This is a genomic window from Autumnicola aciditolerans (genome assembly GCF_041679265.1).
GTDB lineage: Bacteria > Bacteroidota > Bacteroidia > Flavobacteriales > Flavobacteriaceae > Autumnicola.
The window spans coordinates 85,679-110,632 of record NZ_JBGFSM010000008.1 but is presented as its reverse complement, the minus strand read 5'-3'; the positions used below and the strand labels follow the sequence as shown (position 1 = coordinate 110,632).

Below are 24,954 nucleotides of genomic sequence, written 5' to 3'. Positions count from 1 at the left end.
GCTTTAGAAAATAAAGCAGCCTTTTTGTTTTTATGATAATTTTAGTATTACTCAATAAGTTTAATCCTAAATTTAGGAATCAAAAAAAAAATAGTATGTCACAGATAACTTTTAAGGGAGAACAGATTACGACTTATGGAGATCTCCCTGCCAAAGATGAAAGAGCACCCCATTTTGAATTAATAAAAACCGATCTTTCCACCGCTACCTTAAGCGATTTTAAAGGGAAACGGGTAATTATGAACATATTCCCGAGCATTGATACAGGAGTTTGCGCAACCTCAGTACGCAATTTTAATGAAAAAGCCACAGATTTAAAGAATACGGTGGTACTTTGTATTTCCAGGGATCTTCCTTTTGCACAAAAAAGGTTTGTTGACGATGAAGGATTAGACAAGGTAATAAATCTCTCTGATTTTAAAGAACGCAACTTTGGAAAGGATTACGGGCTGGAAATGATAGACGGCCCCCTAGAGGGCTTGCTTTCCAGGGTAGTAATTGTACTGGATGAAAACGGAAATGTAATCCACAGCCAGCAGGTGCCAGATATTGCTGAAGAACCAGATTATCTTGCAGCGCTAAAAACCCTGTTATAATGAGAGATAGTTTCCTCGGAAAACGTATTAGAGGAGGAGGCTATGCTATGAAGGGCGCATGGTTATTGTTGAGGCACGAACCAAGTGTGCAGGTGCAGTTTGTAATTGCAATAGGAGTCACAGTTGCCGGGTTCTATTTTAATATAACCGCTACAGAATGGATGTTTCAGTTTCTGGCCATTGGCCTTGTAATGGGATGTGAAGGCTTAAACACCGCTGTAGAAGCTATGGCAGATTTTGTTCATCCCGACTTTCACAGCAAAATTGGCCATATTAAAGATGTTGCTGCAGGTGCCGTTTTTTTCACCGCCGTAATTGCAGTGATCATAGCAGGTTTTATTTATATTCCGTATATCACAACTTTTTAGTTCCTGAATAGATTCGAAATTATATCAAATTAATATGAAGAAATACCTCCTCATCCTTTTTTGCTTTCTATGTGTTCTGGGTTCTGCCCAGGAAAAGGTTAAAGAACTTGGCCTTAGGCTGGAGAACTACAAATATCCCTACCCCGTATCCTTTTTTAAAGTTAATGCCCAGCAAAATATTTACGAAATGGCTTTCATGTATGTGGAGCCAGAAAATTCCAATGGAAAGACAATAATGCTGCTGCATGGGAAAAATTTTAATGGGGCATACTGGGCGACCACTATAGATGCCTTAACTAAAGAAGGATTTTCTGTACTCGTTCCGGACCAAATTGGCTTTGGAAAATCCAGCAAACCGGAATATTTTCAATACACTTTCCAGCAGCTTGCTTTAAACACTAAAAAACTCATCGACTCTTTAGGAATAAAACAGCTGGATGTTTTAGGACATTCTATGGGCGGTATGCTGGCCACCAGGTTTACGTTAATGTATCCTGAACTCACTCAAAAACTCATTCTAGTAAATCCCATAGGGCTGGAGGACTGGAAACTAAAAATACCTTATCAGAGTGTAAATGACTGGTACCAGCAGGAGCTTAAAAAAGATTATGAAAGTATAAAAAACTACGAAAAAGAAAGTTATTATGCAGGAGAGTGGAACGAAGATTACGCGAAATGGGCAAAATTACTGGCAGGCTGGACGCTTAATGAAGATTATTCTCTTATCGCCTGGAATTCTGCCCTTACCTATGACATGATCCTTACGCAGCCAGTGGTGTATGAATTTGAAGAAATTGAGGTTCCTACTCTGCTTATTATTGGCACACGGGACCGGACGGCACTGGGGAAAAATCTGGTTTCTGAAGAGGTAAAGGCGACCATGGGGCTGTATGACCAACTGGGAAAAGAAACTGCACAAGAAATCCCAAATGCAAAACTGGTTGAAATAGAAAACGTGGGACACCTTCCTCATATTGAAGCTTTTGATCGTTTTATAGAACCACTCCTGGAATTTATAAAATAGAAAGCGGTCTAAACCGCGCCCTCTCCTTCCACCGTAAGTAAGGGAAGGCTCAACACAGGAATGGCAGCTCCAGAAGCCATTATCCTTGTTTTGCTCCTGTGTAGCAGGGATTCCCAAAAGTTGTATTTTTGGGGCACCATTATGAGCAAGTCCGCAGGTAAACGTTTAATCTCTTTTTCTATTTCTTTAATAATTTCATTAGATTCCACTTCCCTGTAGTGGTGGACCACATCTGTAAATTCTTCTTCTATAAGCGCACTCTCACACCTTCTTTTCATCAATTTCTGCACATGGAAAATTTCAATTTTTGAGTTGAAGAAATCAGCTAGCTCGCATATTTTCATAGAAATCTCATGCTTCCCTTCATTCATTTCATCATAAGCAAAAAGGATGTTTTTAATGCCGGAGAATTCGGCATCTACCGGTACAGCTAATACTGGATAACTTTGCTTCATAATTGCTGAAGTGGTAGTATTTCCAAATATATCCTGTGCCACAGATTTCCCGGCCATTCCCATGATTATCAAATCGGCCTTATATTTTTTAAAAAGGCGTTCCAGTTCTATGGTTACTTCCAGCATAAGCCCAGACTCGTAGTGGGATTCCAGGTGCTTCTCTTCCCATAACCATTTACATTTCTCTTGCAGTAACTGTTTGTTTTCCTCTTCCAGTTTGTTTAAAGCTTCTGCTGGCAAAATAGAATTTCCCAGGTGGATAGGAATATTAAAAGAATTAAAAAGAATGATCCTGGCTTGAATTTTACCTGCAAAGCCTGCAGCATAAAGAAGGGCGTTTTCAGCTTCAGGAGAAAAATCGGTGGCAACAATAATGGTTTTCATGATCCTGTGTTTTAAATCCCTGTTTAAATTTACAAATTTTATCAGGTTAAAGGAAGTTGGTTTTCATGTATTCTAAGATGATAAAAATCATATTTTACCCGATTTTGCGTTCTGTATTTACAGAGAAATGTTAATTTTAAATACCTGCGCCTTTTCCTTATTTTAGATGAGGCTAATTTGTATTTTTGCCGAAATACTCCAAATCATTTATGGCTAAAAAGAAGGCTAAAACAAGAAAAACACCCACAAAAAACTTTTCCAGGTCCCGTTTTAAATTAAACAGGCAGCAAAAAGTGGTTTTTGGCAGTTTCTTAATGTTGTTCGGGTTGGCCCTTATAGTAGCTTTTGTATCCTTCCTTTTTAACTGGCAGGCAGATCAAAGCGCTCTCAATCATTTTGCTGAAAGGCAAGTGGAGACCAAGAACTGGTTAAGCAAATTTGGAGCCCTTATTAGTGATTTCTTTATTTACCAGGGTTTTGGGATCGCCGCTTTTATTATTGGTTTTTTGGTGAGCCTAACCGGTATTTATCTTTTCTTCGACTTAAAAAAGCAGAACCTTCAAAGATTTTGGTTCTGGGGAATACTGGTAATGATCTGGCTTTCCATATTTTTTGGATTTTTTGCCGCAGACAATTCCCTTCTTGGCGGCAGGGTTGGGTTTGAAATAAACGATTTTCTTCAGGATTATCTCGGTTTCTTCGGAACCGTTTTGTTAATGCTTTTCCTCTTTATGGTTTACCTCACGTTGAGATTAAAGGTAACCCCGGAACTGGTAGGAAATTATATTAAATCTTCAAAAAAGGATTTCCAGTCTGAATTCCAAAAGGAAAAAGAAAATATTCCGGAAACCGAAGAAGAAAAAGACTGGAAAGAAGAAGTATTAGGTAAGGATGCTAAGGAAGCAGAAGCAGCTTCAGAAATAAAGCTTACCCCAAATTCTGAAAAGAAAAAAACCACTCCTCCCCCGCAGCCGGAAGAAAGCACAGAAGAAAATGAAGAAGTGGAAATGCAGGTGGAAACCGCTCCCGAGGAAGATGAATTAGATGAAGATAAACTTAGCGCCAAGGCAGTAAAGGATTTTGGCGAATTTGACCCTACATTGGAATTGAGCAACTATAAATTTCCCACTTTAGAACTTTTAAAGGATTATGGTGGAGGGATTACTATTAATCAACAGGAACTTGAGGAAAACAAGAACCGGATTGTTGAAACCCTCAAAAACTATAAAATTGAAATTGCCCAGATTAAGGCTACCGTGGGCCCAACCGTAACTCTTTATGAAATAGTACCGGAAGCCGGGATTCGAATTTCAAAAATTAAAAACCTGGAAGATGATATTGCCCTTTCACTATCAGCCCTGGGAATCAGAATTATTGCCCCAATCCCTGGACGGGGAACTATAGGGATAGAAGTTCCCAATAAAAATTCTACCATCGTTTCTATGCGTTCGGTAATTGCTTCCCCTAAATTTCAGAATGCCGAAATGGAACTGCCCATGGCACTTGGAAAAACCATTTCTAACGAAACTTTTGTGGTAGATCTTGCCAAAATGCCGCACATGTTAATGGCTGGTGCCACCGGCCAGGGGAAATCTGTTGGATTAAATGCCATTCTCACTTCCCTGCTTTACAGCAAACATCCCGCCGAGGTAAAATTTGTACTCGTAGATCCAAAGAAGGTGGAGCTTACCCTTTTCAACAAAATTGAAAGACATTACCTGGCAAAACTGCCGGACACCGAAGAAGCTATTATTACCGATAACACCAAAGTGATCCATACGCTTAATTCCCTGTGTATTGAAATGGACAATCGCTATGAAATGCTGAAGGATGCAATGGTGCGAAATATTAAGGAATACAACGTTAAATTCAGGAACAGGAAACTTAATCCCGAGAACGGACATAAATTTTTGCCATATATCATCCTGGTGGTAGATGAGTTTGCAGATTTAATCATGACGGCAGGAAAAGAAGTAGAAACCCCAATTGCCCGCCTTGCACAACTTGCCCGGGCTGTAGGGATACATTTGATTATCGCCACACAAAGGCCGTCAGTAAATGTGATTACAGGTATTATTAAGGCCAACTTCCCGGCCCGTATAGCTTTTAGAGTGACTTCCAAAATAGATTCCAGGACGATCCTGGACAGCCAGGGAGCAGATCAGTTAATTGGCCGCGGGGATATGCTTTTCACGCAGGGGAGTGAAATGAAACGTTTACAGTGTGCTTTTGTAGACACGCCTGAAGTTGATAAAATCACCGAATTTATAGGCTCGCAGAAAGCTTATCCAGATGCGCACCTGCTGCCGGCATACGAAGGCGAGGAGAATGGCACAGGACTTGATATAGATGTGAGCGAAAGAGACAAGCTCTTTCGGGAAGCCGCAGAGGTTATTGTAACCGCCCAGCAGGGCTCGGCTTCTCTGCTACAACGTAAATTAAAACTTGGGTACAATCGCGCCGGTAGAATAATAGACCAACTGGAGGCCGCTGGCATTGTGGGCCCTTTTGAAGGCAGCAAGGCAAGGCAGGTTTTAATTACAGATTTAGCAGCACTGGAACAATTATTAAATGAAGGCTCTTAAAGCCATAGAGGCAAAAAAGTTAAATTAGCGCCTGAAAAATGACCACTGATAATGAAAAAATTAATCTTTTTATTTACTGCTCTTATAAGCATGGGATTGAGCGCCCAGAATTCTGATAAAGCTGAAGCATTGCTAAACGAAGTTTCTTCCAAAGTAAAATCTTACGATAATATGGTAATTGACTTTAAATATGCCCTGGAAAATACCGCTGAAAATGTAAGCCAGGAAACCCGTGGGGATGTAAGCATTAAAGGCGATAAATATGTTTTAAACCTTATGGGTACCACCCAGATGTTTGACGGAAAAAAAATCTACACCATTATTCCTGAAGACGAAGAAATAAATATCTCCAATTATGTTGAAGAAGACAGCAACAGCATCACTCCCTCAAAAATGTTTACCTTCTATCAGGATGGTTATAATTATAAATGGGACATTACCCAGGATGTAAAAGGAAGAAAAATCCAGTATGTAAAACTCATCCCAAAAGACAGTGATGCGGAAGTAAAAAATATCCTCCTGGGTATTGACACGCAAACCAAGAACATCTACAACCTTATCCAGACGCAGGATAACGGAACAAAAATCACCATTACCGTAAAAAGTTTTAAAACCGATCAGCCTTTGGCCCAAAATCTCTTTACTTTTGACGCCGACAGGTATTCCAACTACTACATTAACAGATTAGACTAGATTGAAAATATTAGATCGGTACATATTAACCAGTTACCTCAAGACCTTCTTTTCCGTATTTGTAATTCTCATGTTCATCTTTGTACTGCAAACTATTTGGCTGTACATAGGTGAACTGGCGGGAAAGGACCTTGATGCAGAAATTATCTTTAAATTTTTGCTTTACTTCTCGCCAAAGCTTATTCCGCTGGTCCTGCCCCTTACCATCTTGCTCACCTCTATTATGACCTTCGGTAATTTTGCTGAAAATTATGAATTTGCAGCAATGAAATCTTCCGGGATTTCCCTGCAAAGAGCCATGAGAGGTCTTACGATATTCATTTTTCTGGTTAGCTTAACCGCCTTCTTTTTTGCGAACAATGTAATTCCCGCGGCAGAATTTAAATCTATAAACCTTCGGAAAAATATTGCCAAATTAAAGCCGGCAATGGCGATAACTGAAGGTATTTTTAATGAAGTTGGAAATATTAACATTAAAGTTGAAGATAAAAGCGGGGACAACGGCCAGTATCTTACCGATGTTATTATTCATAAGAAAGGGCCAAGAAGTGGCAATTTTACGGTAATGAAAGCCAATAAAGGAGAATTGGTTGGCAGCACAGAGTCAGACGTGCTTTCCCTTGTTTTGAAGGATGGCAATTATTATGATGAGATCCAGCCCAATGACCCCGGGAAAAGAAGGGATAAACCTTATGCAAAAAGTTATTTTGAAGAATATACCATTAATATTGATCTATCTGAATGGAATGATGTGGATATGGAAGATGAAACTTATCGAAATACCCAGGGAATGCTAAAAATTTCAGAACTGCGCCAAAGCATAGATTCTTTTTCCACTACTTATAACCGCGAGATCAAAAGCTTTAAGAACAATATGTATGGGCGTACCGGAATTACTACTATTGGCATGAATTTTAAGCCTGCAGATACCACTGCTGAAATTGGAAATTCCATACTGGATCTATACAGCGCACAACAGGCGGCTCAAATTGCCGGATTTGCCACAGGATCTGTAGAAGCAGCCCTCTCCCATCTTAACCTTAAAAAAAATGAAATAAAGGCCAACACCAAACAGCTTAACAAGTTTGAAATTGCCCTGCATGAAAAATATGCGCTGGCGGTGGCCTGTTTTGTACTTTTCTTTGTTGGTGCTCCCCTTGGCGCTATAATTAGAAAAGGAGGAATGGGTTTACCAATGGTAGTGGCTATTTTGTTATTTCTTACCTATCATTTTATAGGTATTTTCGCTAAAAATTCTGCGGAAGATGGTAGCCTGAGCCCTTTTATTGCCACCTGGCTTTCTACTTTTATTATGTTACCACTGGGAATTTTTCTAACTTATCGTGCTACTACAGACCAGGGATTGTTTGTTATGGGCAATTTTTTTGAACCCATAAAACGGCTCCTCAAAAAAGCCGGAATCACAAAGGGAAAAGTTAAAAAGGATTAAATACCTTTGCATCCCAAAATTCAACATCATGGTAGAAATTAAAGAAACCCGAAATCTTTTGAAACTGGACAATATTAAAGATGCTATAAATGACATTCGGGCCGGAAAGGCGGTAATTGTTGTAGATGACAAAGACCGGGAGAATGAAGGAGATTTTGTAGCTGCTGCAGAAATGGTAACGCCTGAAATGATAAATTTTATGGCCACCCATGGAAGAGGGCTTATTTGTGCTCCAATTACTGAAGACCGCTGTAAAGAACTCCGCCTGGAAATGATGGTGGGTACCAATACAGATCCCATGGAAACTGCTTTTACAATTTCAGTAGATCTGAAGGGCAAAGGAGTTACTACAGGAATTTCTGCTGCAGACAGGGCAAAAACGGTAAAATCTCTTATAGATCCTGAAACCAAACCTTACGATTTAAGCAGGCCCGGGCATATTTTTCCGCTTAAGGCAAAAGAAGGCGGGGTGCTGCGAAGAACCGGGCATACTGAAGCGGCAATAGATTTTGCGCGTCTGGCAGGTTATGCTCCTGCAGGGGTGATTGTAGAAATAATGAATGAAGACGGTACCATGGCCCGCCTGCCCCAGCTTATGGAAGTTGCAAAACGTTTTGACCTAAAAGTGGTTTCTATTGAAGACCTGGTGGCCTACAGGATGCAACACGATTCCCTTATAGAGAAAAAAGAAGATTTTGATGTGGAAACCAGGTTTGGAAAATTCAGGCTTAAAGCATACAGACAAACCACAAATGGCCAGGTGCATATAGCGCTTACCAAAGGAAAGTGGAAACCTGAAGAACAGATCCTGGTAAGAATGAATTCTACTTTGGTTAATAATGATATTTTAGGAACCTTAACCAATAATGCCGATAAAAAGCTGGACGGGATGTTCCGTGCCATTAATGAGGAAGGCAGGGGTGCAATTGTTTTCATTAATCCTGAAAACCAGTCGAGTAATTTACTCAACAGGTTAACAGAGTTAAAAGAAATTCAGAAAAGAGGAGAATTAAAAGCGCCCCCGGTACATATGGATAATAAAGATTTTGGGATTGGAGCCCAGATTCTTCATGATCTTGAAATTCATAAAATAAAACTGCTTTCCAACTCACAGCAAACAAAAAGAGTGGGAATGGTGGGTTATGGACTGGAAATTACAGATTATGTAAATTACTAATCCAATTCAATTATTACATCTTCCAAGGGCCTTCTAACCTTTTTGAAGCTGGAGAACATGTCATCTTCAGCCCGGTAACCTATTGGCAGCACCAGTACCGACTTTAAATTATGTTCGGCTAATTTCAAATATTCATCATATTTACCAGGTTCAAAACCTTCCATAGGGCAGGCATCAATTTCTTCCGTTGCACAAACAGTAAGCAACGTGCCCAGGGCAAGGTAAGCCTGGTTTACAGACCACAAGGCTATCTCATCTTCTGGTTTGGTTTTAAAATCTTCTATCAGAAATTCTTTAAAAGGACTCAGGATCTCTTCGGGAGTTTCACGAATATGTTTTACCCTTGTAAAATAACTTTCAATAAACTCCCGTCCTACTTCCTTTTCTATACATAAAATTAATACATGGGACGCCGTACTTACCTGCAGTTGATTCATACTAAATTCCTTCAGCTTCTCCTGAATTTCTTTATTCTGAATAACCACCATTTTTATTGGCTGCAGGCCATAAGAAGTAGCGGTAAGGTTAAAAGCCTTCTTCAGGATCTCAATCTTAGCTGAAGGCAGAATTTTTTCAGAAGCAAATTTTTTTGTCGCGTATCGCCATTCCAGGGCTTCAATATTACCCATAATAATGAATTTTAAAGATTCTTTGCAAATTTAAACAATGAAAAATCGTTGTGCCTACAAATAGGATAAATTAAACCTATACATCAAATTTTATTGGCTATATTCGAATCACTTTAACTTTCATGTTTACATGAGACTGATAAAAAAAATTATCCTCACTTTTTCTATTTGCGTGGTCCTGGCCAGTTTAATCGTGTTGGGGTTTGAAGCATACCTCAAGAAAGATACGGCCAACCTCATTTATGATCAAATTGAAAATGTACCCACTGCCAATACTGTAATTGTTCTTGGGGCCAGCGTACATTCTAACGGTAAGCTTTCCCCCGTGCTGGAGGATCGCATGGAAACAGCAATAGAGCTGTACCAGGCCGGTAAAGTTGAGCAGTTTCTTGTCTCCGGAGACCATAAAACCGAAGACTATGACGAAGTAGGTGCAATGAAGAATTACTTGTTGCAAAGAGGCGTCCCTGCAAATAAAATACTGGAAGACCATGCAGGTTTTGATACTTATGACAGTATGTACAGGTCTGATGAAGTAATAGGAATTAAAGATGCCATTGTGGTTACCCAGCGGTTCCATTTGCCCAGAACCATGTTTATAGCAAAAAACCTGGGATTGAATTATATTGGTTATGTGGCAGATAAAAAGAAATATAAAACCTCCACCCGCCTGATGAGACGTGAAAAACTTGCCAATTTTAAGGCCTTGTGGGAAGTAATTACCGATGGTAAACCTACCACTTTAAAGAAAAGGCTGGAATAAATTTTCCTATCTTTAAACTTCTAACCTTAAAACCAATAATTATGTTACAGTGGTTACTGCATCGATGCTGCCGTTTTACTTGCTGCCGCAAAAATGATGTCTAAAGTAGAATTAAAAGGCTTCAAAACAGCTTTACTGGTTGCTTTAATAATTGGAGTGCTTAGTTTTTTGCTTAGCTGGTTGCTCACCGCGGTACTAAATATTGCCACACTTGGAATATTCTATTTCCTGGGCCTTGGCTTTATAACCCGCATCATTGCTTATGCCATAGTTATTGAAATTGCTGATAAATTAAGTAGTGATTTCAGAACGGTTGGCTTTGCCCCTTCCTTATGGCTGGCTATAATTCTTGCTGTAGTTGGCGCGATTATAGACGCTATACTTTTTTAGGAAGGTGAAAATAGTTAAATCCGGGTTCAAAATATATTTAAATTGAACCCGGCTTTTATGACCTGAACAGGTATTTGAATTTACTCTTTCGCTTCCACCAAACTAAAAAACCGGTTAGCGGCAGAGAACCGCAAATAAGACTGGCAAAAAACATCATCACTTTTCCGGGAATACCCAGTATGGCTCCTACGTGTATATCGTAATTAGCATCTATTAGCCGCTCCCCAAAATTCTTCTCTTTATAATCGCGGATATTAATAAGTGCTCCTGAATATTGATCAAATTGCAGTGCATGGCTTTTATAGTATACCCCTTCGTATTCCTGAACATACACATTTATGGCCCCTGTCTCTCCGGAAGCCGGCGTAAACCGAAAGCCGTTTGATTCCGGATAAGCCTGTACGGCATTATGATATGCGACATCAATGGGATGGGCTATTTTTGCTGCGGAAGGATTTGATTGTTTATATTCAATTTCAGGAGGTGTTGTACTAAGTGCTCCTGCTGTATAAACTAATCCTTTCATCCACGTAAAAGCCCAGACCATCCCTGTAATAGCCAAAATAAGCGCCAGGGAAGAAACATAGAAACCCAGGATGTTATGAAGGTCGTAATTTTTACGTTTCCAGCTGGTAGAATCCTTCCACTTAAAGGAAAAACGTTGTTTTGCCGCGTTCCTGCTAACTGGCCACCAAAGAATGATACCACTTATTAACATTATGACAAAAATAAATGTTGCCCATCCCACTATAGGCTGCCCTATTTCGGTTTTGAGCAACAGGCTCCAGTGCAAAAATTTAATAATATTGAAGAAATCATATTCTTCATCATAAACGTCTAGAATTTCACCGGTATATGGATTTATATAAATAGCCTTGTAATATTCCAGGTTTCCAAAATAGGTTATAGCATCAGGATTGGTTTTATAAGCATAGAACACCCAGCTTTTTTCCGGCGAATTGTAAATATATGCCCAGGAAATTGGCATTTCCGGACCTATATGGTCCTGTGCTCTTTGCCAAAGTTCAGAGACGGGTAAAGGATTTTCTTCTGGAATCACATAAAGTTCATCTTTTCGTATCTGCTCATTTATTTCAGCACTAAAAACAAATATACAGCCGGTAACGGCAAGAAGAAATACAATGATCCCGGAGAGCAGCCCAAGCCATAAATGGAGTTTTCCTATCCATTTTTTCAGGGTGTGATTCCGCTTCTTTTTCATGCCAGGGCAGGTTTTTTAGAGCTGTTCTTTTTTTTTCTTATATCTTTTTCCCCACCACAGCAAAAATCCGCTAACAGGTAATCCGGCAACAAATAAGCTTACAATAAAAGCAATTATTTTTCCGAAGAAGCCAAAATATTGTCCCGTATGCAGGCCGTAGTTCATTTCCTGAAATTTTAACCCAGGACTTTTCTCCTCATAAAATTTTGATTGAAGCAGCTTTCCCGATTGCGGATCAAAATAAAAATTAGATTGATGGTCAAATTCCAGGGCTTCCGGATAAGCACCTGTCACTACAGGTTCCTCTGGCGACTGCTGCCATACAAATACCATCCCGCTCTCCGGCAGCAAATTTCTGGTTTGCTCATATGCATGGTCTACAGCAGCAGGCTTTACTTCTTCCCCAGGCTTTACTTTTATGGAAATTTGATCTTCAGGATGATCCTGTCCTAAATTGCCAATTTTATAAAAACTTTCGTGCACCCAATCATAACAAATTCCCAGGCCTGTAATTGCAATAAGCAACGCCAGGATAGAAACATAAATCCCCGTAATCCTGTGCCAGTCATAATTAACGCGTCTCCAGCGTGCCTTCCATTTTATGCTGAAATTTTTACTGAACTTCTTTTTTTTCTTTGGCCACCAGAGCACGATCCCTGTGATTAACATGATCACAAAAATGATTGTTGAAATTCCCACAATCTGCCTCCCTGTATTCTCCGGAAGAAGAAGGTGCATGTGAAGATCTTCAATAATGCTGAAGAAATCTTCTTGCATGTTCTGAATGTGAATAAGTTCTGCGGAATAGGGGTTAAAATACAGCTGATGTGGTTTCCCCTGCAGGGTAGTATAGACCTGTGCAGGCCTTTCCCGGTTTTGATAAACCACCATACTGGCATCAGCTTCAGGATATAACTGTTTTACTTTTTGCTGAATTTGAGAAGGCTTTACAAAAGGTTTATCCTGAAGTTGTACCGTGCGCCATTCATAAACCAAATCTTTCACCTCATCTTGAAAGGCGTAAATACAGCCTGTAATGGCTACAGTAAAAACAACAATTCCTGAAGCCAGCCCCAGCCAAAGATGTATCCGGCCCGTCCACTTTTTAAAGAAATTATGTTTTTTATTCTTCATTTTCAAAATAAAAAAGCCGCCTGAAAAGCAAATATTATTTCCAGGCGGCTGTTCTTCAATTCAACAATTAAAATTTATAAGTTAAACTGGCCAGGAAATTCCTTGGCATTTGCGCATTGATAGTGGACCAACCGGCATAGTAATCTTTATTTCCAATATTGTTCAGCTTTAGGTTGATCGAGAATTTTTCAACATTGTAAAATACTGCAGCGTTAAAAACGGTGTAAGATGGTAAAGTGAAAACGCCTCCCAGCTGCCGGTTAAAAATCATATTCTCCCCTGCATAATTTCCTCCTAAACCAATCCCAAAGCCTTTGAGGCCACTCATTTGAAACTTATAACTCGCCCATAGATTTGCCATATCCTGAGGCCCCGCAGATTCCGGCCTTCTGCCTAAAAAGTCGGTTTGGTCAGATTCAGTTAATTCGCTCTCATTGTGGCTATACCCGGCAATAAGGTTCAAACCATCCACGGGATTAGCAGTAATACTGGCTTCAAATCCGCGGCTATATAGCTCCCCATCCTGCACATAAAAAAATGGTCTTCCGGTTTCCTCCATCACCATATTAGAGACCTGGATATCGTAGTAACTTAGTGTAGCCAGAAGCCTGTTTTGCAACAAATTAAATTTGGCACCAACTTCCAGTTGCCTGGCATGTTCAGGATCAAAAGTTACGGTATTAGTATTGCCCTGGGCAGGATCTCCTTCTTCCTGTGGAGCCACATTACTAAACCCATCCATATAATTGGCAAATATGGAAACTTTATCCAATACCGGTTGATAAACCACTCCAAACTTAGGAGAAAGGGCCGTCTGGCTGTTGGTTTCACTTTCAAACTGGTCTATCCTTAAACTTGCCATTGCAGAAAGTGCCGGGGTGAAATTAATCACATCAGAAGCATAGGCGCTGTAAACTTCTTCCTGGGTCTGGTTGTTGTTTCTGGGCGCATTCCGCAGTAAATAGTCCACACCCTGGCTGGAGAGGATTCCATTATCATTATTGGTAACATACGCGGCAGGTTCATAAATACCATACACACTCTGGTTAATGTTCTCCAGGCTGGCATCACCAATATAGATATTGCCATTGCTAATATAGCCCGTACTGTTGTCTGTCACCTGGCGATTATAATAATCCAAACCAACTACCATGCGGTTTCTCATTCCGGCAATTTCAAAATCCCCGATAAAATTTTGCTGAATATCGGTAGTAAGCGTGGTAGAGTTCTGGTTGTTCATGTAGCGGGTAAAGACCACCCCTTCATCCAGGTTAGTCACTTCTCCTTCAACTTCATCCTGGCCCTGGTAAAACCGCGTGGTTTCATAAAGGTAGGAGTAATAACCTTTAGATTTGGCTGAACCTCTTGACACTGCTGTTTGGGAAGTCCATTTGTCTGAAAGTTCATAGAACATTTGCCCCTGCAGGCTAAAGGTTGGGTTTTCAAGCACAAGATCGTTACTCGTGTAAGAACGTTCAGGATCATATCCCAGCTCTTCAATATTATGTACCCTTAATGGAGCTCCACGGTCTACAAAAAGCATGGTTGGATTAGTGCTTTGCCCGTTATAGAATTCGGTGTTCAGGTAAAAAGACAGGCGGTCATTTACTTTATAGCTTAGGGAAGGGGCTACAAATAAGGAATTTTTAAACCCGGCATCCTGGAAACTCTCCTCCCGGTTGTATGCCGTATTTACACGCAGGGCCACATCGCCGGATTCATCCAGCGGAGTATTCACATCTGCAGTAATACGGTTTAACCCAAAGCTTCCTATGGTATAGGTAATATCCCCGCCAAAATAGCGGTAAGGCTTTTTTGTGGCAATGTTAATAAGCCCACCGTAAGAAATAAGGCTGCTCCCGTAAAGGGTGCCTGAAGGCCCTTTAATTACCTCAACCCGTTCGATATTGGCGGGATCAGGGCTTCCATTGGTTACCGCCGGGAGACCATTAACAAGGGTAGGCTGTACGGAAAAGCCCCTTAGAGAAAAATAACCTGCACCATCATTTCCCCTTCCGGTAGATTCCCATAATTTAAAGATTCCCGGCACATTTTTAAGGGCATCATCAAAGTCGGTAACCACCTGTTCCTTCATCAATTCAGTGGTAATAGTATTATAAACCTGAGGGTTTTCGATATCCTTTAACGGAAGTTTTGCCACATATTCACTTTTAGTACGTGTAAAGACATTGTTATTTCCGTTGGCACGAAGCACCACTTCTCCCAGCTGCTCTTCCTTACTGTTTAAAATAATATTAGGAACAGTAGTGGTTCCTCCGCCTTGTACTGAAACTGCTATTTCCCTGGTCTGGTAACCCACGTAAGAAATCCTGAGGGTATAATTGCCTTCCGGCATCCTGGAGAGAGTGAAGGCTCCATCTCTTCCTGATTCGGTTCCTATAGTGGTTCCTTCAATATCAACATTGGCATTAGAGACGGCCGCCCCATTGCTGTTCATAATTCTCCCCACAAGTATTCCTGTATCCTGGGCAGAAACGGATTGAAGTACTGCCGGCAGGAAGATGAACAAAAGGTATTTTTTAATCATTTTAGTAGTAGTTTTTATTTAGACTTGTTTTAAATAATGGACAAATGTAGAAAGGGAATTTCTAAAATAAAAGCTTATTTAGAATTAATTTAAATAGAAAATAGAAACTAATTATTAACTGCTTCTGCATCAGCATCTTACCTGCTTCCATTATTAGCCTTCGCTATAACACTACTTTAAAAATTGATATGGATTTAACCTTGACCGGAAGGGATAACTTTATATTTGCACTTAAATTTTACATTCATGATTAAACTGATTGTAACAGATATGGATGGGACACTGCTAAATGACCAGCACGAACTACATCCCGATTTTTGGAAAATGGAAGAAGCTTTAACCGAAAAAGGGATTATGTTTTCTGTGGCCAGCGGCAGGCAGTTTTATAACCTGGAAGCAAAATTTGAAAAAATAAAGGACAGAATGCTCTTTTTTGCTGAAAATGGGACGCACGTGGTTCATAAGGGAAAGGAGCTGTATGTAAACCCTTTAGACAGAAAGGCTGCAATGGAATTTATTGATATAGGCCGGCAAATTGAAGGTGCCCATCTGGTTTTATGTGGTAAAGAATCGGCTTATGTTGAAAGTGAACAGCAAGAATTTATTGGGGAGGTTCAGAAATATTATAAACGCCTGCAAAAAGTAGAAGACCTTCAAAAAGTAGAAGACACCATACTTAAAGTTACTATTTGCGATTTTAAGGGAGTTGAAGAACATACTTTACCTCACTATAAAAGTTTTCAGGAAGAGTACAAAGTTGCCGTTGCTGCAAAAATTTTTCTTGATATTACCTCTTTTACAGCCAATAAGGGTAATGCTATTGAAGGCGTGCAGAAAGAACTGCAGATTTCTCCTGAAGAAACCCTTGTTTTCGGAGATTATCTGAACGACCTGGAAATGATGAAAATGGCCAGATACAGCTACGCGATGAAGAACGCCCATCCTGAAATTTTAAGTGCCAGCCGTTATGTAACCAGCCATGATAATAATGAGAACGGGGTGCTTAGAACAATTGAATCGCTAGGCTTATTAAATGGAGAAATGAAAGAAGCTTAAAGAAGTTTTAGAAAAGTCAGATCAGATCAGAATTCTTAAAAAAAACTATTTTACAATTACATTTGTTGTATCCAATCCGCTGTTCCCGCTTACGGGATCAAAAGCATAAACCATAATATCATAATTCCCGGGATCTAATCTTGTTGTGGCCGTAAAAGTGCTTGGCTTTTCTGCAGATTCCAAGGAAATCTCTTGTAATTGATTTGGCCCACGGCTAATAATGGCCTTTATTTCATATTGATTTGCATCCCACAAACCTTCCTCTGTTACCGGACAGCCACACATCATTACAATATTTGCTTTTATTTCAACGTGTTTTTCTGCAACAACAGTCTCATGGGTTTGGTGAGAGAGAATATTCACTGCAAATCCTGGTAGTTCCAGCACAAGGCCATCTCCTGTAATATCTTTACCTGGAAATAACCAAAGTTGCGTGGAAGAAGTCACCGCAGCCTGTTTACTGTTCAGGGGGCCGTGAGCCTCTACAGTCACAAACACCGGCTTTTTTAATTCCAAAATTGCAGTAAACCCTGCCGTATTGTTATCACTTAGACCCTGATACCGCTCATGAGCCTGCTTCATAATCTTTTCGGTATTCCCGGTATCTCCCTCTGTAACACCTTCAGCAAGAATCTTTCCCGTTTCTGCATTTTTAATGAGAATCCTTGCCCCTCCCATAGAGCTTCCTATAAATTTAGCGTCTTTCGCCCTGGCTCTAACCGTAATCGAAGTTTCCTGAGCCTGTGCCAGCACGCAGCATAAAAGAAAAAGAACTAGGAAGCAGCTTCTTGATAATAAATGGGAAATTTTCATCACTGTAATTTTTAACCAGCACAAAGGTAAGGAGAAATGTCAGGATGCCATTTCCTTATCCTGAATTTGCGGTGCTTCTGGTTGTTTAAAGTTTCTTGGATCTGCCTGATATTCTTCTACATAATTCCTCAGGGTTTCCAGTTCTTCCTCGTTAAGGTCATCTGCTTTAAAATCTTTGGCCAGATTAAGCCATGGGGCAGGAGCATCAAAATTATACTTTCCAAAAACCATAAATGGCGTACCGTTATGTTTGATCTGGTTCTTTTCCAGCTCCCACATCTCTGCCCAGTCATATATAAATTTGGCATCCTGCATTTTTAGTCGCACACAGGCATGACTGGCAGGAAACCCAGGCATATTATACTGGTGTACTCCCACCCCATCAAAATTAAGAAAGTTAAAATAGTACGGCAGGATCCAGGCATCATTAACGGTGCTTACTTTTCGCTTCGCTTTATAATTTCCATAATGAAGGCCGTTTGGTGTAGGCGTGGATTGCTTCCCGGAACTTACCGGACCCCAATGAACCAGTTTTCCTGATTCATATAAGGCAAACCCCTGTATCCTTTGTGCAATGAGCACCGCCTTGGGTATAGAATCCAGGAGATCGAGTTTCTTTGGAAAAGGGCTGTAGAGAAGAAAATCCTTACTTAAAGTATCTGGTATAATAACAGGAATTCCAGGCTTAACCCGGTATTCCTCAATCCGGTTAAGAGCAAAGATCATTGCCCTTTCTTCATCGGTATACTGTGCTTTAAGACTATCCAGTGCCTGCCTGGTTTGCAGGGAATCCATACTATAATGTATGGCGATTCTTTTCTCCTCTTTCGGCTGTTCCTTTTGCTTTTTTTTTATAATTGTATCGGTAACAGGTGCTTCCTGTACCGGTTGTTTCTCTTTATCTAAATCCTTAGAACAGGAAGCAAGAAGGCAACAAATAAGAAGTAGGGAAAACTGCTTCAATTTAATCTTATAGTAGAACAAAATCTAATTTCCGGTTTGATTAATAGATAAACAAAATTACCTTACTGTCTCTTTACAGAAAGCCAAGGAATAGTTAATAATTTGTTGATCTAAGTATAAAAATTTTAATGTTACCCTCATTCACTTAAATTCTTTAACTTACTGAATTTAAAATTAGAGTTATGGAAAACAGACGTACATTTTTGAAAAAATCGGGATTATTCCTGGCAGCTTCCACCTTACCCTTTCCCGGCCTTTTTTCTGCTCAACCTGCCAAAAAACTTGGCGTGGCCCTGGTGGGGCTTGGATATTACAGCACCAATTTGCTGGCTCCCGCCTTAAAGAAAACAGAATATTGTGAGCTAAGGGGAATTGTAACCGGTAGCCCGGAGAAAATTCCGAAATGGCAAAAGCAATACAACATTAAAGATGCTAACGTTTACAATTATGAAAACATGCATCGCATTGCCAACAACAGTGATATTGATGTGATTTATGTTGTTCTTCCCAACAGCTTACATGCAAAATATGCCATTAAAGCAGCTAATGCGGGAAAACATGTATGGTGCGAAAAACCTATGGCCAAAACCGCAGAGGAATGCCGTTCGATTATTGAGGCCTGCAATAAAAACAAAGTAAAGCTGTCTATAGGCTACAGGATGCAACATGAGGCAAACACCCAAACCATTATGAAGTGGGCAGAAACCAAACCCTTTGGAGCAATTGAAGGCTTAAAGGCAAATGCCGGTTTTTACGGTATCAACATAAGCCCCTGGAGGTTAGAAAAAGAAATGGGCGGTGGCGCCATGTACGATATGGGCGTATATTCCTTAAACGGAGCAAGATATTCTACAGGTATGGAACCCGTTGCCGTAAGTGCAACCCAAAGCACAAGCCGCCCGCAAATGTTTGATGAAGTAGATGAAACCACCATTTTTACCCTGGAATTTCCGGAAGGAATTACCGCTAACTGCCGTACCAGTTTTGGAGAAAGTTTGAACCGGTTGGATATAGACTGCGCCAACGGCGGCTATTACCTGGACCCGTTCCAGGCTTACTCAGGAGTAAAAGGAAAAGCGAGTGACGGAACTGTTTTAGAACCTTTTGGAAAGAACCAGCAGGCGGTGCAAATGGATGATGATGCGCTGGCTATTATTAATGACCGCCCGGTAATTGTTCCCGGAGAAGAGGGTTTAAAGGATATTGTTATTGTGGAAAAAATTTATGAATCTGCCAGTAAAAATGGTCAAAGGTTAACTCTATAAAAGAGCATACAAAGAAACATACCCCTGTTATAATGGAATTTTTATAATGGTTTCTACCCCCTGGCCATTTTCCCTGTTGCGGATTTCAAAAAGGTATTCTTTGCCATAAAGGTTCTTCAACCTGTCGTCTATATTCTTTAATCCTACTCCCTTTTCCATGAGCTCTGCGTGAGACTGGGTGATTGAAGCCCCATCATTGGTGATTTTCAGAACAAATCTTTTCTGCTCACTATATACGGCAATATTAATGTGCAGGTCTGTATGGTCATAAGAGTAGCCATGTTTTATAGAATTCTCTATTAAAGGCTGTAAGAGCAGGGCCGGAATTTTTTTATATCGGAGAGGTTCTTCAATCTCTTTGGTTATTTTTAAATGATCTGAAAACCTTACATGAAGAATATTGAGATAGTATTCCAGAATGCGGAGTTCTTCATCCAGGTTAATCTCGGTACTCTCGCTTTTATACAGAATTTCTCTGAGGAAATCGCTTAAATCTGCAATGGTATCTTTGGCCTTTCCTGCATCAATATCTGTTAAAACCGAAATGGAATTAAGCGTATTGAACAAAAAGTGGGGCTGCAATTGGGAAGAAAGCATTTTCATTCTTGCCCTTACGATCTGGTTTTCCAGTTTCACATGCCTTTTCTCGGCCGCCTTTACCTGTTTAAGATAATAATAGGTGTAAACAATGAAGACCATTGCAAAATAGATAAGGAAATTGAGATCTATCACAAACATAAAGGCATACACACTTTCACTAAAATCATATTCCGCTAAAGTCTGGCGGCCCGTTAAGATGATGTAAAAATCAAGGATAAGGCGTATCACCATACCAATTACAATAGATAAAATGGTATGGAAGGTGATGATCCTTACCCAGGAATAATTCTTATTCAGGAAGCGTTTGGTACTTATGGCAATTATGGTCATGTAACTTACCACTATTACATAGTCCAGCAGGATGTTATGAAAAAGGAAAGAGGTCCAGGAAAAGGATTCATCATGCATCACCACGCTTTGCATGTAGGCTACTTTTGCGATAAGAACAACATCAAATAACAGATAAAAACCCGCCAGTAGCAGGACGAGTTTTATATCGATATATTTTTTACGAATGGTATCAAGGGTCATTTAAATTCCGATTTTTTCCAAAAATTCTTCCTTATGGGATTTGCTTACCCGCAGTAGCCTGTCATCAATCATTCGCGCATCAATTTCTGAAAATTCTGAATGAACAATTTCCTGTATATGTTCCAGGTTAATGATGCTGGACCTGTGGATTCGCAAAAAATTATCGCTATTCAGGCTTTCAGATAAAGTGTTTAAAGATTCCCTTAAGACGTACTTATTATTATTGGTATAGATTTCAGCATAATAGCCTGAAGCCAGGATGTAAAGAATTTTGTCCGGATCGATAAGAGCCGTTTTATTGCCCTGTTTCACAGCAATTTTATTGGCGCTTTTGAGATTTGAATTAGATTTGGAATAGGTATGGAATAATTCCATCATCCGCTTTTCAAAATGAGAATCTGCTTCTGTTTTCGTAGTTTTCAGGATTTTATCTATGGTTTTAAAAAAACGCTGATCCTTAAACGGCTTCAGAAGAAAATCAAATGCTTCCACATCAAAAGCCTTTAGCGCATAATTATCGTACGCGGTCACAAAAATCACAATAGGTTTGGGCTTTATTTCCACCTTTTGTAACACCTCAAACCCGTTCATGTCTTTCATATTAATATCTAAAAAAACCAGGTTGGGTTTCCGCGAATTAATTTCGGCTATAGCAGTTTGACCGTTGGTACATTCCCCAATAATCTCAATTTCATTAACATCTTCCAAAAGATTTACTATCCTTCTTCTGGCAAGTTCTTCATCGTCAACCACAAGTGCCTTCATAAATTTAATCCTGAAAATTGAATATTACTAATTTCCATATTTTCATTTTAATAATGCTGTTTATTTCTGAAAAATTATAAACCTAAAAAAAAGCTACCGGAAATATTTCCGGCAGCTGCTTTTTATAAAAGGATAAGTTATTAGCCTCTTAATTACTTGCTAAGCCCGCTATACCTTCTTCCCGGCCATCTAACTTAATGCGTTGTTTCTCTCCATCTTTTTCAAGTTTCATACGATAAGTGGCTTTATCTATATACTCTCCGGTACCACGTGCAACAACTTTGTTACGGGTAATTGTCCAGCCTTTATGATCTCTTAGGACCGCACGGGAAATAGCTGTTGGAAGAGGAATATCTTTAAATTTTTGAAAGGTTCTTGTTAAGTTTCCTTCTTTATCGAAATCTGCCTGAAGATAACCATTTCCATTTTCAAAGGTAATTACATAGGTATCGTATTTTCTATCGCCCACTTCTGCAATAAAATTGTGAATATCGAAGTTGGCGTTCATAAACCCAATAGGATTCTTTAAAAATTCGCCGGTAAATTTTTCTTTCACTTTATAGGAATAGCTGTCTCCCATTCTTTCAATTTTTACATCCAGAGGTGCAAATCCCACCTTTGCTTCTTCCAGTTGTGTAATTTTCTGATCTTTCTGAGCATTCCCATAGGTACAAACCATTAATAATGTTAGCAATAAGATTAGGTTTTTCATGATTATTTGTTTTTTAAAGTTAATATTATACGTTATTTGATTGATGATTATGAAGCTAAACTACAGGAAACCTCCCTTCTAAAAAGGACAAATGATGCCAACACCTTTAAAAAAGTAATTGAAAGACCTATGGATGATTTAAACACCAGCACAACGCAACAGGATCCTTTTTTGTATGTAAATGGCTTTTAACCAGTATATTATATTTTTCACATCATAATCTTAGAGATTCACTGCATCTGCAGCAGAAAATAAGCCTGTAACCTCGTGAAAGCTGCTCCTGTAACTCTTTTTATCTTTTGGGCTCAAAGAGAAGGAGTTTACAGGAAGAATTTTTAAATTCATACCCTTGTTACAATGATGCTAAAGCTCTTAACTGCTTACTTATCTCTGGTATGAAATTTTCGATCCTCTTTTTGTTTCTCACTTTTTTCTTTGCAAATAATACGAAACAGGCTTCTGTATTGCCGGAAGATTTTGTGTATGTAAAACAGGTAATTCCAGATATCCTGGAAGAAATACGATATGCCGGGAAACATAATTTTATGGGCAGGCCTGTAAATGCTTACCATGAGCCAAAAGCTATACTTAGTAAGCCTGCTGCTACGGCTCTTAAAAAGGTTCAGGAGGAATTACTGCAGGAAGGCTATTGCCTTAAAATTTTTGATGCCTACCGGCCACAGTCGGCGGTAGATAATTTTGTATCCTGGGCTAAAATTGAGACTGATACCCTCGCCAAACAGGAATTTTATCCTGAAGTAAGGAAGAAAAACCTTTTCAGCAAAGGTTATATTGCCACCCGTTCAGGGCATTCCCGTGGAAGTACGGTAGACCTTACTATTGTAGATGCCGGCACAGAAGAGGAACTGGATATGGGTAGTCCTTTTGATTTCTTCGGAAGTATTTCCCACCACAACAGCCAAAAAGTTTCCCGAAAGCAAAAAGCGAACCGCCAACTTCTTAAAAATGTGATGAGCAGGCATGGCTTTAGATCTTATTCTGAAGAATGGTGGCATTATACCCTTCGGGATGAGCCTTATCCCGAGACTTATTTCGATTTCCCCGTGGAATAAAATGAAAAAGCCTGCCACAATGATGTGCAGGCTTTTTTCAGCATTAAAGAATATAATCGGTACTCACAAAATGGGATTTATCACTGGACAGCAATTCCTGAAGGATCTCATTATTGTAAGGATTATCCTTAGACGCTACAAAAGTTCGGATAGAAAAGGAGCGCAAAGCATCATGAACGCTTAAAGTTCCCACAGCCGAGTCTTTTCTTCCGGTAAACGGAAAAACGTCTGGCCCACGCTGGCAGGAACTGTTAAGGTTTACCCGGCAAACCAGGTTTACAAGCGTGTCTATAAGCGGCGCCAGTTGTTCAATATCCTTTCCAAAAAGGCTTACCTGCTGGCCGTAGTTTGAATCGGCAATTTCATCGAGCAGGTTTTCAATAGAATTAAAAGGCTTTATGGGAATTACGGGGCCAAATTGTTCTTCCTGGTACACCCGCATTTCTGTAGTCACGGGATAAAGCACGGCCGGGTAAATATAATTTTCTGAAATTTCGCCGCCTTTTTCATTTAATATGGTTGCACCTTTTTCCTGCGCATCCTTAATAAGTTCCTGGATGTACGCAGGTTTTTCCGGCTCGGGAAGTGGAGTTAGCTGCACCTTTTCTTCCCAAGGATTGCCAAATTTCAGGTCATCTACTTTTTTAGCAAAGCGGCTGTTAAATTCTTCCCTTATATCTTCGTGAACATGAATAATCTTTAAAGCAGTACATCGCTGCCCATTAAAGGAAAGTGTTCCTGAAATGCATTCCTGTATCGCAAGGTCCAGGTCTGCATCAGGCAATATAATGGCAGGATTCTTGGCTTCCAGCCCCAGGACAAGCCTTAGCCGGTTTTTATGCGGATGCTGGTCCTGCAGGGCAATGGCAGATTTACTGTTGCCAATAAGGGCGAGCACATCTATTTTTCCCGTTGCCATAATTGGTGCCGCCACTTCCCTGCCCCTGCCGTATATAATATTTACTACTCCTTTCGGGAAGCTTGACCTAAAGGCCTCCAGCAATGGGGAGAGTAACAACACTCCATGCTTGGCAGGTTTAAACACTACCGTATTTCCCATTATTAAGGCCGGTATCAGCAAAGCAAAAGTTTCGTTCAAAGGATAGTTATAGGGGCCTAAACATAGCACCACGCCTAACGGGCCCCGCCGAATATGTGCGTTTACATTATCCCGTTTAGAAAATTTCGCGCTGTCCCGGTCCAGTTGTTTGTAATCCTCAATAGTGTCATAAATATACTCCACCGTCCTGTCGAATTCCTTTTGGGAATCGGGAAGCGATTTTCCAATTTCCCACATTAAATACTTCACAACCTTCTCCCGTTCTGCTTTCATTTGTGAAACAAAATTTTCCATACATTTTATGCGGTAGGAAACTTTTGCAGTTGGCCACTCCCCTTTTCCTTTATCATAAGCCTTACAGGCATAATCCAGGACCTCCAGCGCAGTAGACTCATCCATATGTGGCACAGTACCTAAAAGGGTCTTCTGGTAATTTTTAGTGGAAGATATCGTGGAAAAAACTTCATCCTTCCTGCCTTCCCACTTTTTAAGTTCCCCATCACCAAGGTAGGTCTCCTGATGCAGAAGTTCCTTTATATCGAAAGCATGTTCATTACTCATATTTTAGTTGTTTAGTAGTTACTTTTTCATTACAGATGCGCAAGAGAAGGAGTTTCCTTTGCTTTAACAAAAAAACAACATAAAAAGCACATCTGTCACAATTTTGTTCCATTTTAAACAAGTAGAAAGTTATAATT

At 39.9% G+C, this 24,954-nt stretch carries 24 protein-coding genes; 13 read left to right on the top strand and 11 right to left on the bottom strand.

Annotated elements, in window-relative coordinates:
- The first annotated feature begins 95 nt into the window (after positions 1–95).
- From tpx to AB8M93_RS10425, 3 genes are read left to right on the top strand one after another with little or no spacing between them, the layout of a single operon-like run.
- Entirely contained in the window at positions 96–596 is a 501-nt protein-coding gene (gene tpx / locus AB8M93_RS10435) for a thiol peroxidase (protein ID WP_373057523.1), read from the top strand.
- Positions 596–964 carry a diacylglycerol kinase gene (locus AB8M93_RS10430; RefSeq protein ID WP_373057522.1) on the top strand — a complete coding sequence of 123 codons (369 nt, stop codon included), beginning with the start codon at positions 596–598 and terminating at the stop codon, positions 962–964. Before tpx ends, AB8M93_RS10430 begins: the two co-directional genes overlap by 1 nt.
- A 34-nt stretch (positions 965–998) precedes the next feature.
- On the top strand, positions 999–1,988 hold the full coding sequence (locus tag AB8M93_RS10425) for an alpha/beta fold hydrolase (protein ID WP_373057521.1): 990 nt from the start codon (positions 999–1,001) through the stop codon (positions 1,986–1,988).
- 8 nt (positions 1,989–1,996) lie between these two features.
- Here AB8M93_RS10425 and AB8M93_RS10420 read toward each other — a convergent pair whose 3' ends face one another.
- A complete protein-coding gene (locus AB8M93_RS10420) occupies positions 1,997–2,827 on the bottom strand; it encodes a universal stress protein (protein WP_373057520.1) in 831 nt (276 codons plus the stop codon).
- A 209-nt stretch (positions 2,828–3,036) separates the two neighbouring features.
- Here AB8M93_RS10420 and AB8M93_RS10415 point away from each other — a divergent pair, with 209 nt between their 5' ends.
- The 4 genes from AB8M93_RS10415 to ribB are packed head-to-tail and all read left to right on the top strand — an operon-like array spanning position 3,037 to position 8,732.
- On the top strand, positions 3,037–5,412 hold the full coding sequence (locus AB8M93_RS10415) for a DNA translocase FtsK (RefSeq protein WP_373057519.1): 2,376 nt from the start codon (positions 3,037–3,039) through the stop codon (positions 5,410–5,412).
- Between the two features lie 51 nt (positions 5,413–5,463).
- Positions 5,464–6,105 carry an outer membrane lipoprotein periplasmic chaperone LolA1 gene (gene lolA1 / locus AB8M93_RS10410; RefSeq protein WP_373057518.1) on the top strand — a complete coding sequence of 214 codons (642 nt, stop codon included), beginning with the start codon at positions 5,464–5,466 and terminating at the stop codon, positions 6,103–6,105.
- Position 6,106: 1 nt separating this feature from the next.
- The gene (locus AB8M93_RS10405; RefSeq protein ID WP_373057517.1) at positions 6,107–7,555 is read left to right on the top strand and encodes an LptF/LptG family permease; all 1,449 of its coding nucleotides are present in this window, start codon (positions 6,107–6,109) and stop codon (positions 7,553–7,555) included.
- Between the two features lie 28 nt (positions 7,556–7,583).
- Positions 7,584–8,732 (top strand): 3,4-dihydroxy-2-butanone-4-phosphate synthase, encoded by a 1,149-nt coding sequence (gene ribB, locus AB8M93_RS10400; RefSeq protein ID WP_373057516.1) that lies wholly within the window; start codon positions 7,584–7,586, stop codon positions 8,730–8,732.
- Here ribB and AB8M93_RS10395 read toward each other — a convergent pair.
- Positions 8,729–9,361 (bottom strand): NAD(P)H-dependent oxidoreductase, encoded by a 633-nt coding sequence (locus AB8M93_RS10395; RefSeq protein WP_373057515.1) that lies wholly within the window; start codon positions 9,359–9,361, stop codon positions 8,729–8,731. The genes ribB and AB8M93_RS10395 overlap by 4 nt on opposite strands.
- A gap of 130 nt (positions 9,362–9,491) precedes the next feature.
- Here AB8M93_RS10395 and AB8M93_RS10390 point away from each other — a divergent pair, with 130 nt between their 5' ends.
- Together AB8M93_RS10390 and AB8M93_RS10385 are read left to right on the top strand one after the other, a co-directional pair.
- Complete coding sequence (locus AB8M93_RS10390; RefSeq protein WP_373057514.1) at positions 9,492–10,124, top strand: SanA/YdcF family protein; 633 nt, start codon at positions 9,492–9,494, stop codon at positions 10,122–10,124.
- A gap of 93 nt (positions 10,125–10,217) precedes the next feature.
- The gene (locus tag AB8M93_RS10385) at positions 10,218–10,514 is read left to right on the top strand and encodes a hypothetical protein (RefSeq protein ID WP_373057513.1); all 297 of its coding nucleotides are present in this window, start codon (positions 10,218–10,220) and stop codon (positions 10,512–10,514) included.
- Positions 10,515–10,569: 55 nt separating this feature from the next.
- On the opposite strand, the gene AB8M93_RS10380 is transcribed toward AB8M93_RS10385, so the two are convergent.
- The 3 genes from AB8M93_RS10380 to AB8M93_RS10370 all read right to left on the bottom strand — a co-directional run bounded on the left by AB8M93_RS10380 (position 10,570) and on the right by AB8M93_RS10370 (position 15,418).
- Positions 10,570–11,736, bottom strand: a complete 1,167-nt coding sequence (locus AB8M93_RS10380) for a PepSY-associated TM helix domain-containing protein (protein WP_373057512.1) — start codon at positions 11,734–11,736, stop codon at positions 10,570–10,572.
- 15 nt (positions 11,737–11,751) lie between these two features.
- Complete coding sequence (locus tag AB8M93_RS10375) at positions 11,752–12,870, bottom strand: PepSY-associated TM helix domain-containing protein (protein ID WP_373057511.1); 1,119 nt, start codon at positions 12,868–12,870, stop codon at positions 11,752–11,754.
- Between the two features lie 67 nt (positions 12,871–12,937).
- Positions 12,938–15,418, bottom strand: a complete 2,481-nt coding sequence (locus tag AB8M93_RS10370; protein WP_373057510.1) for a TonB-dependent siderophore receptor — start codon at positions 15,416–15,418, stop codon at positions 12,938–12,940.
- A 246-nt stretch (positions 15,419–15,664) separates the two neighbouring features.
- Here AB8M93_RS10370 and AB8M93_RS10365 point away from each other — a divergent pair, with 246 nt between their 5' ends.
- Complete coding sequence (locus AB8M93_RS10365) at positions 15,665–16,474, top strand: HAD family hydrolase (protein ID WP_373057509.1); 810 nt, start codon at positions 15,665–15,667, stop codon at positions 16,472–16,474.
- A gap of 45 nt (positions 16,475–16,519) precedes the next feature.
- Here AB8M93_RS10365 and AB8M93_RS10360 read toward each other — a convergent pair whose 3' ends face one another.
- Both AB8M93_RS10360 and AB8M93_RS10355 read right to left on the bottom strand, forming a co-directional pair.
- Entirely contained in the window at positions 16,520–17,287 is a 768-nt protein-coding gene (locus AB8M93_RS10360; protein WP_373057508.1) for a hypothetical protein, read from the bottom strand.
- Between the two features lie 39 nt (positions 17,288–17,326).
- The gene (locus AB8M93_RS10355; RefSeq protein ID WP_373057507.1) at positions 17,327–18,250 is read right to left on the bottom strand and encodes a L,D-transpeptidase; all 924 of its coding nucleotides are present in this window, start codon (positions 18,248–18,250) and stop codon (positions 17,327–17,329) included.
- A 182-nt stretch (positions 18,251–18,432) separates the two neighbouring features.
- On the opposite strand from AB8M93_RS10355, the gene AB8M93_RS10350 reads away from it, so the two are divergent.
- Complete coding sequence (locus AB8M93_RS10350) at positions 18,433–19,515, top strand: Gfo/Idh/MocA family protein (protein ID WP_373057506.1); 1,083 nt, start codon at positions 18,433–18,435, stop codon at positions 19,513–19,515.
- 27 nt (positions 19,516–19,542) lie between these two features.
- Here AB8M93_RS10350 and AB8M93_RS10345 read toward each other — a convergent pair whose 3' ends face one another.
- The 3 genes from AB8M93_RS10345 to AB8M93_RS10335 all read right to left on the bottom strand — a co-directional run bounded on the left by AB8M93_RS10345 (position 19,543) and on the right by AB8M93_RS10335 (position 22,123).
- The gene (locus tag AB8M93_RS10345; RefSeq protein WP_373057505.1) at positions 19,543–20,646 is read right to left on the bottom strand and encodes a sensor histidine kinase; all 1,104 of its coding nucleotides are present in this window, start codon (positions 20,644–20,646) and stop codon (positions 19,543–19,545) included.
- Positions 20,647–21,411 carry a LytR/AlgR family response regulator transcription factor gene (locus AB8M93_RS10340; protein WP_373057504.1) on the bottom strand — a complete coding sequence of 255 codons (765 nt, stop codon included), beginning with the start codon at positions 21,409–21,411 and terminating at the stop codon, positions 20,647–20,649. It lies immediately after the preceding gene.
- A 148-nt stretch (positions 21,412–21,559) separates the two neighbouring features.
- Positions 21,560–22,123: a hypothetical protein gene (locus tag AB8M93_RS10335; RefSeq protein ID WP_373057503.1), complete on the bottom strand. Its 564-nt coding sequence runs from the start codon at positions 22,121–22,123 to the stop codon at positions 21,560–21,562.
- 36 nt (positions 22,124–22,159) lie between these two features.
- Here AB8M93_RS10335 and AB8M93_RS10330 point away from each other — a divergent pair, with 36 nt between their 5' ends.
- Both AB8M93_RS10330 and AB8M93_RS10325 read left to right on the top strand, forming a co-directional pair.
- Positions 22,160–22,315, top strand: coding sequence for a hypothetical protein (locus AB8M93_RS10330; protein ID WP_373057502.1), 156 nt, complete (start codon positions 22,160–22,162; stop codon positions 22,313–22,315).
- Positions 22,316–22,518: 203 nt separating this feature from the next.
- Positions 22,519–23,196 carry a M15 family metallopeptidase gene (locus AB8M93_RS10325; protein ID WP_373057501.1) on the top strand — a complete coding sequence of 226 codons (678 nt, stop codon included), beginning with the start codon at positions 22,519–22,521 and terminating at the stop codon, positions 23,194–23,196.
- A gap of 43 nt (positions 23,197–23,239) precedes the next feature.
- Here AB8M93_RS10325 and AB8M93_RS10320 read toward each other — a convergent pair whose 3' ends face one another.
- Positions 23,240–24,817, bottom strand: coding sequence for an NADP-dependent glyceraldehyde-3-phosphate dehydrogenase (locus tag AB8M93_RS10320; protein WP_373057500.1), 1,578 nt, complete (start codon positions 24,815–24,817; stop codon positions 23,240–23,242).
- Positions 24,818–24,954: the final 137 nt, after the last annotated feature.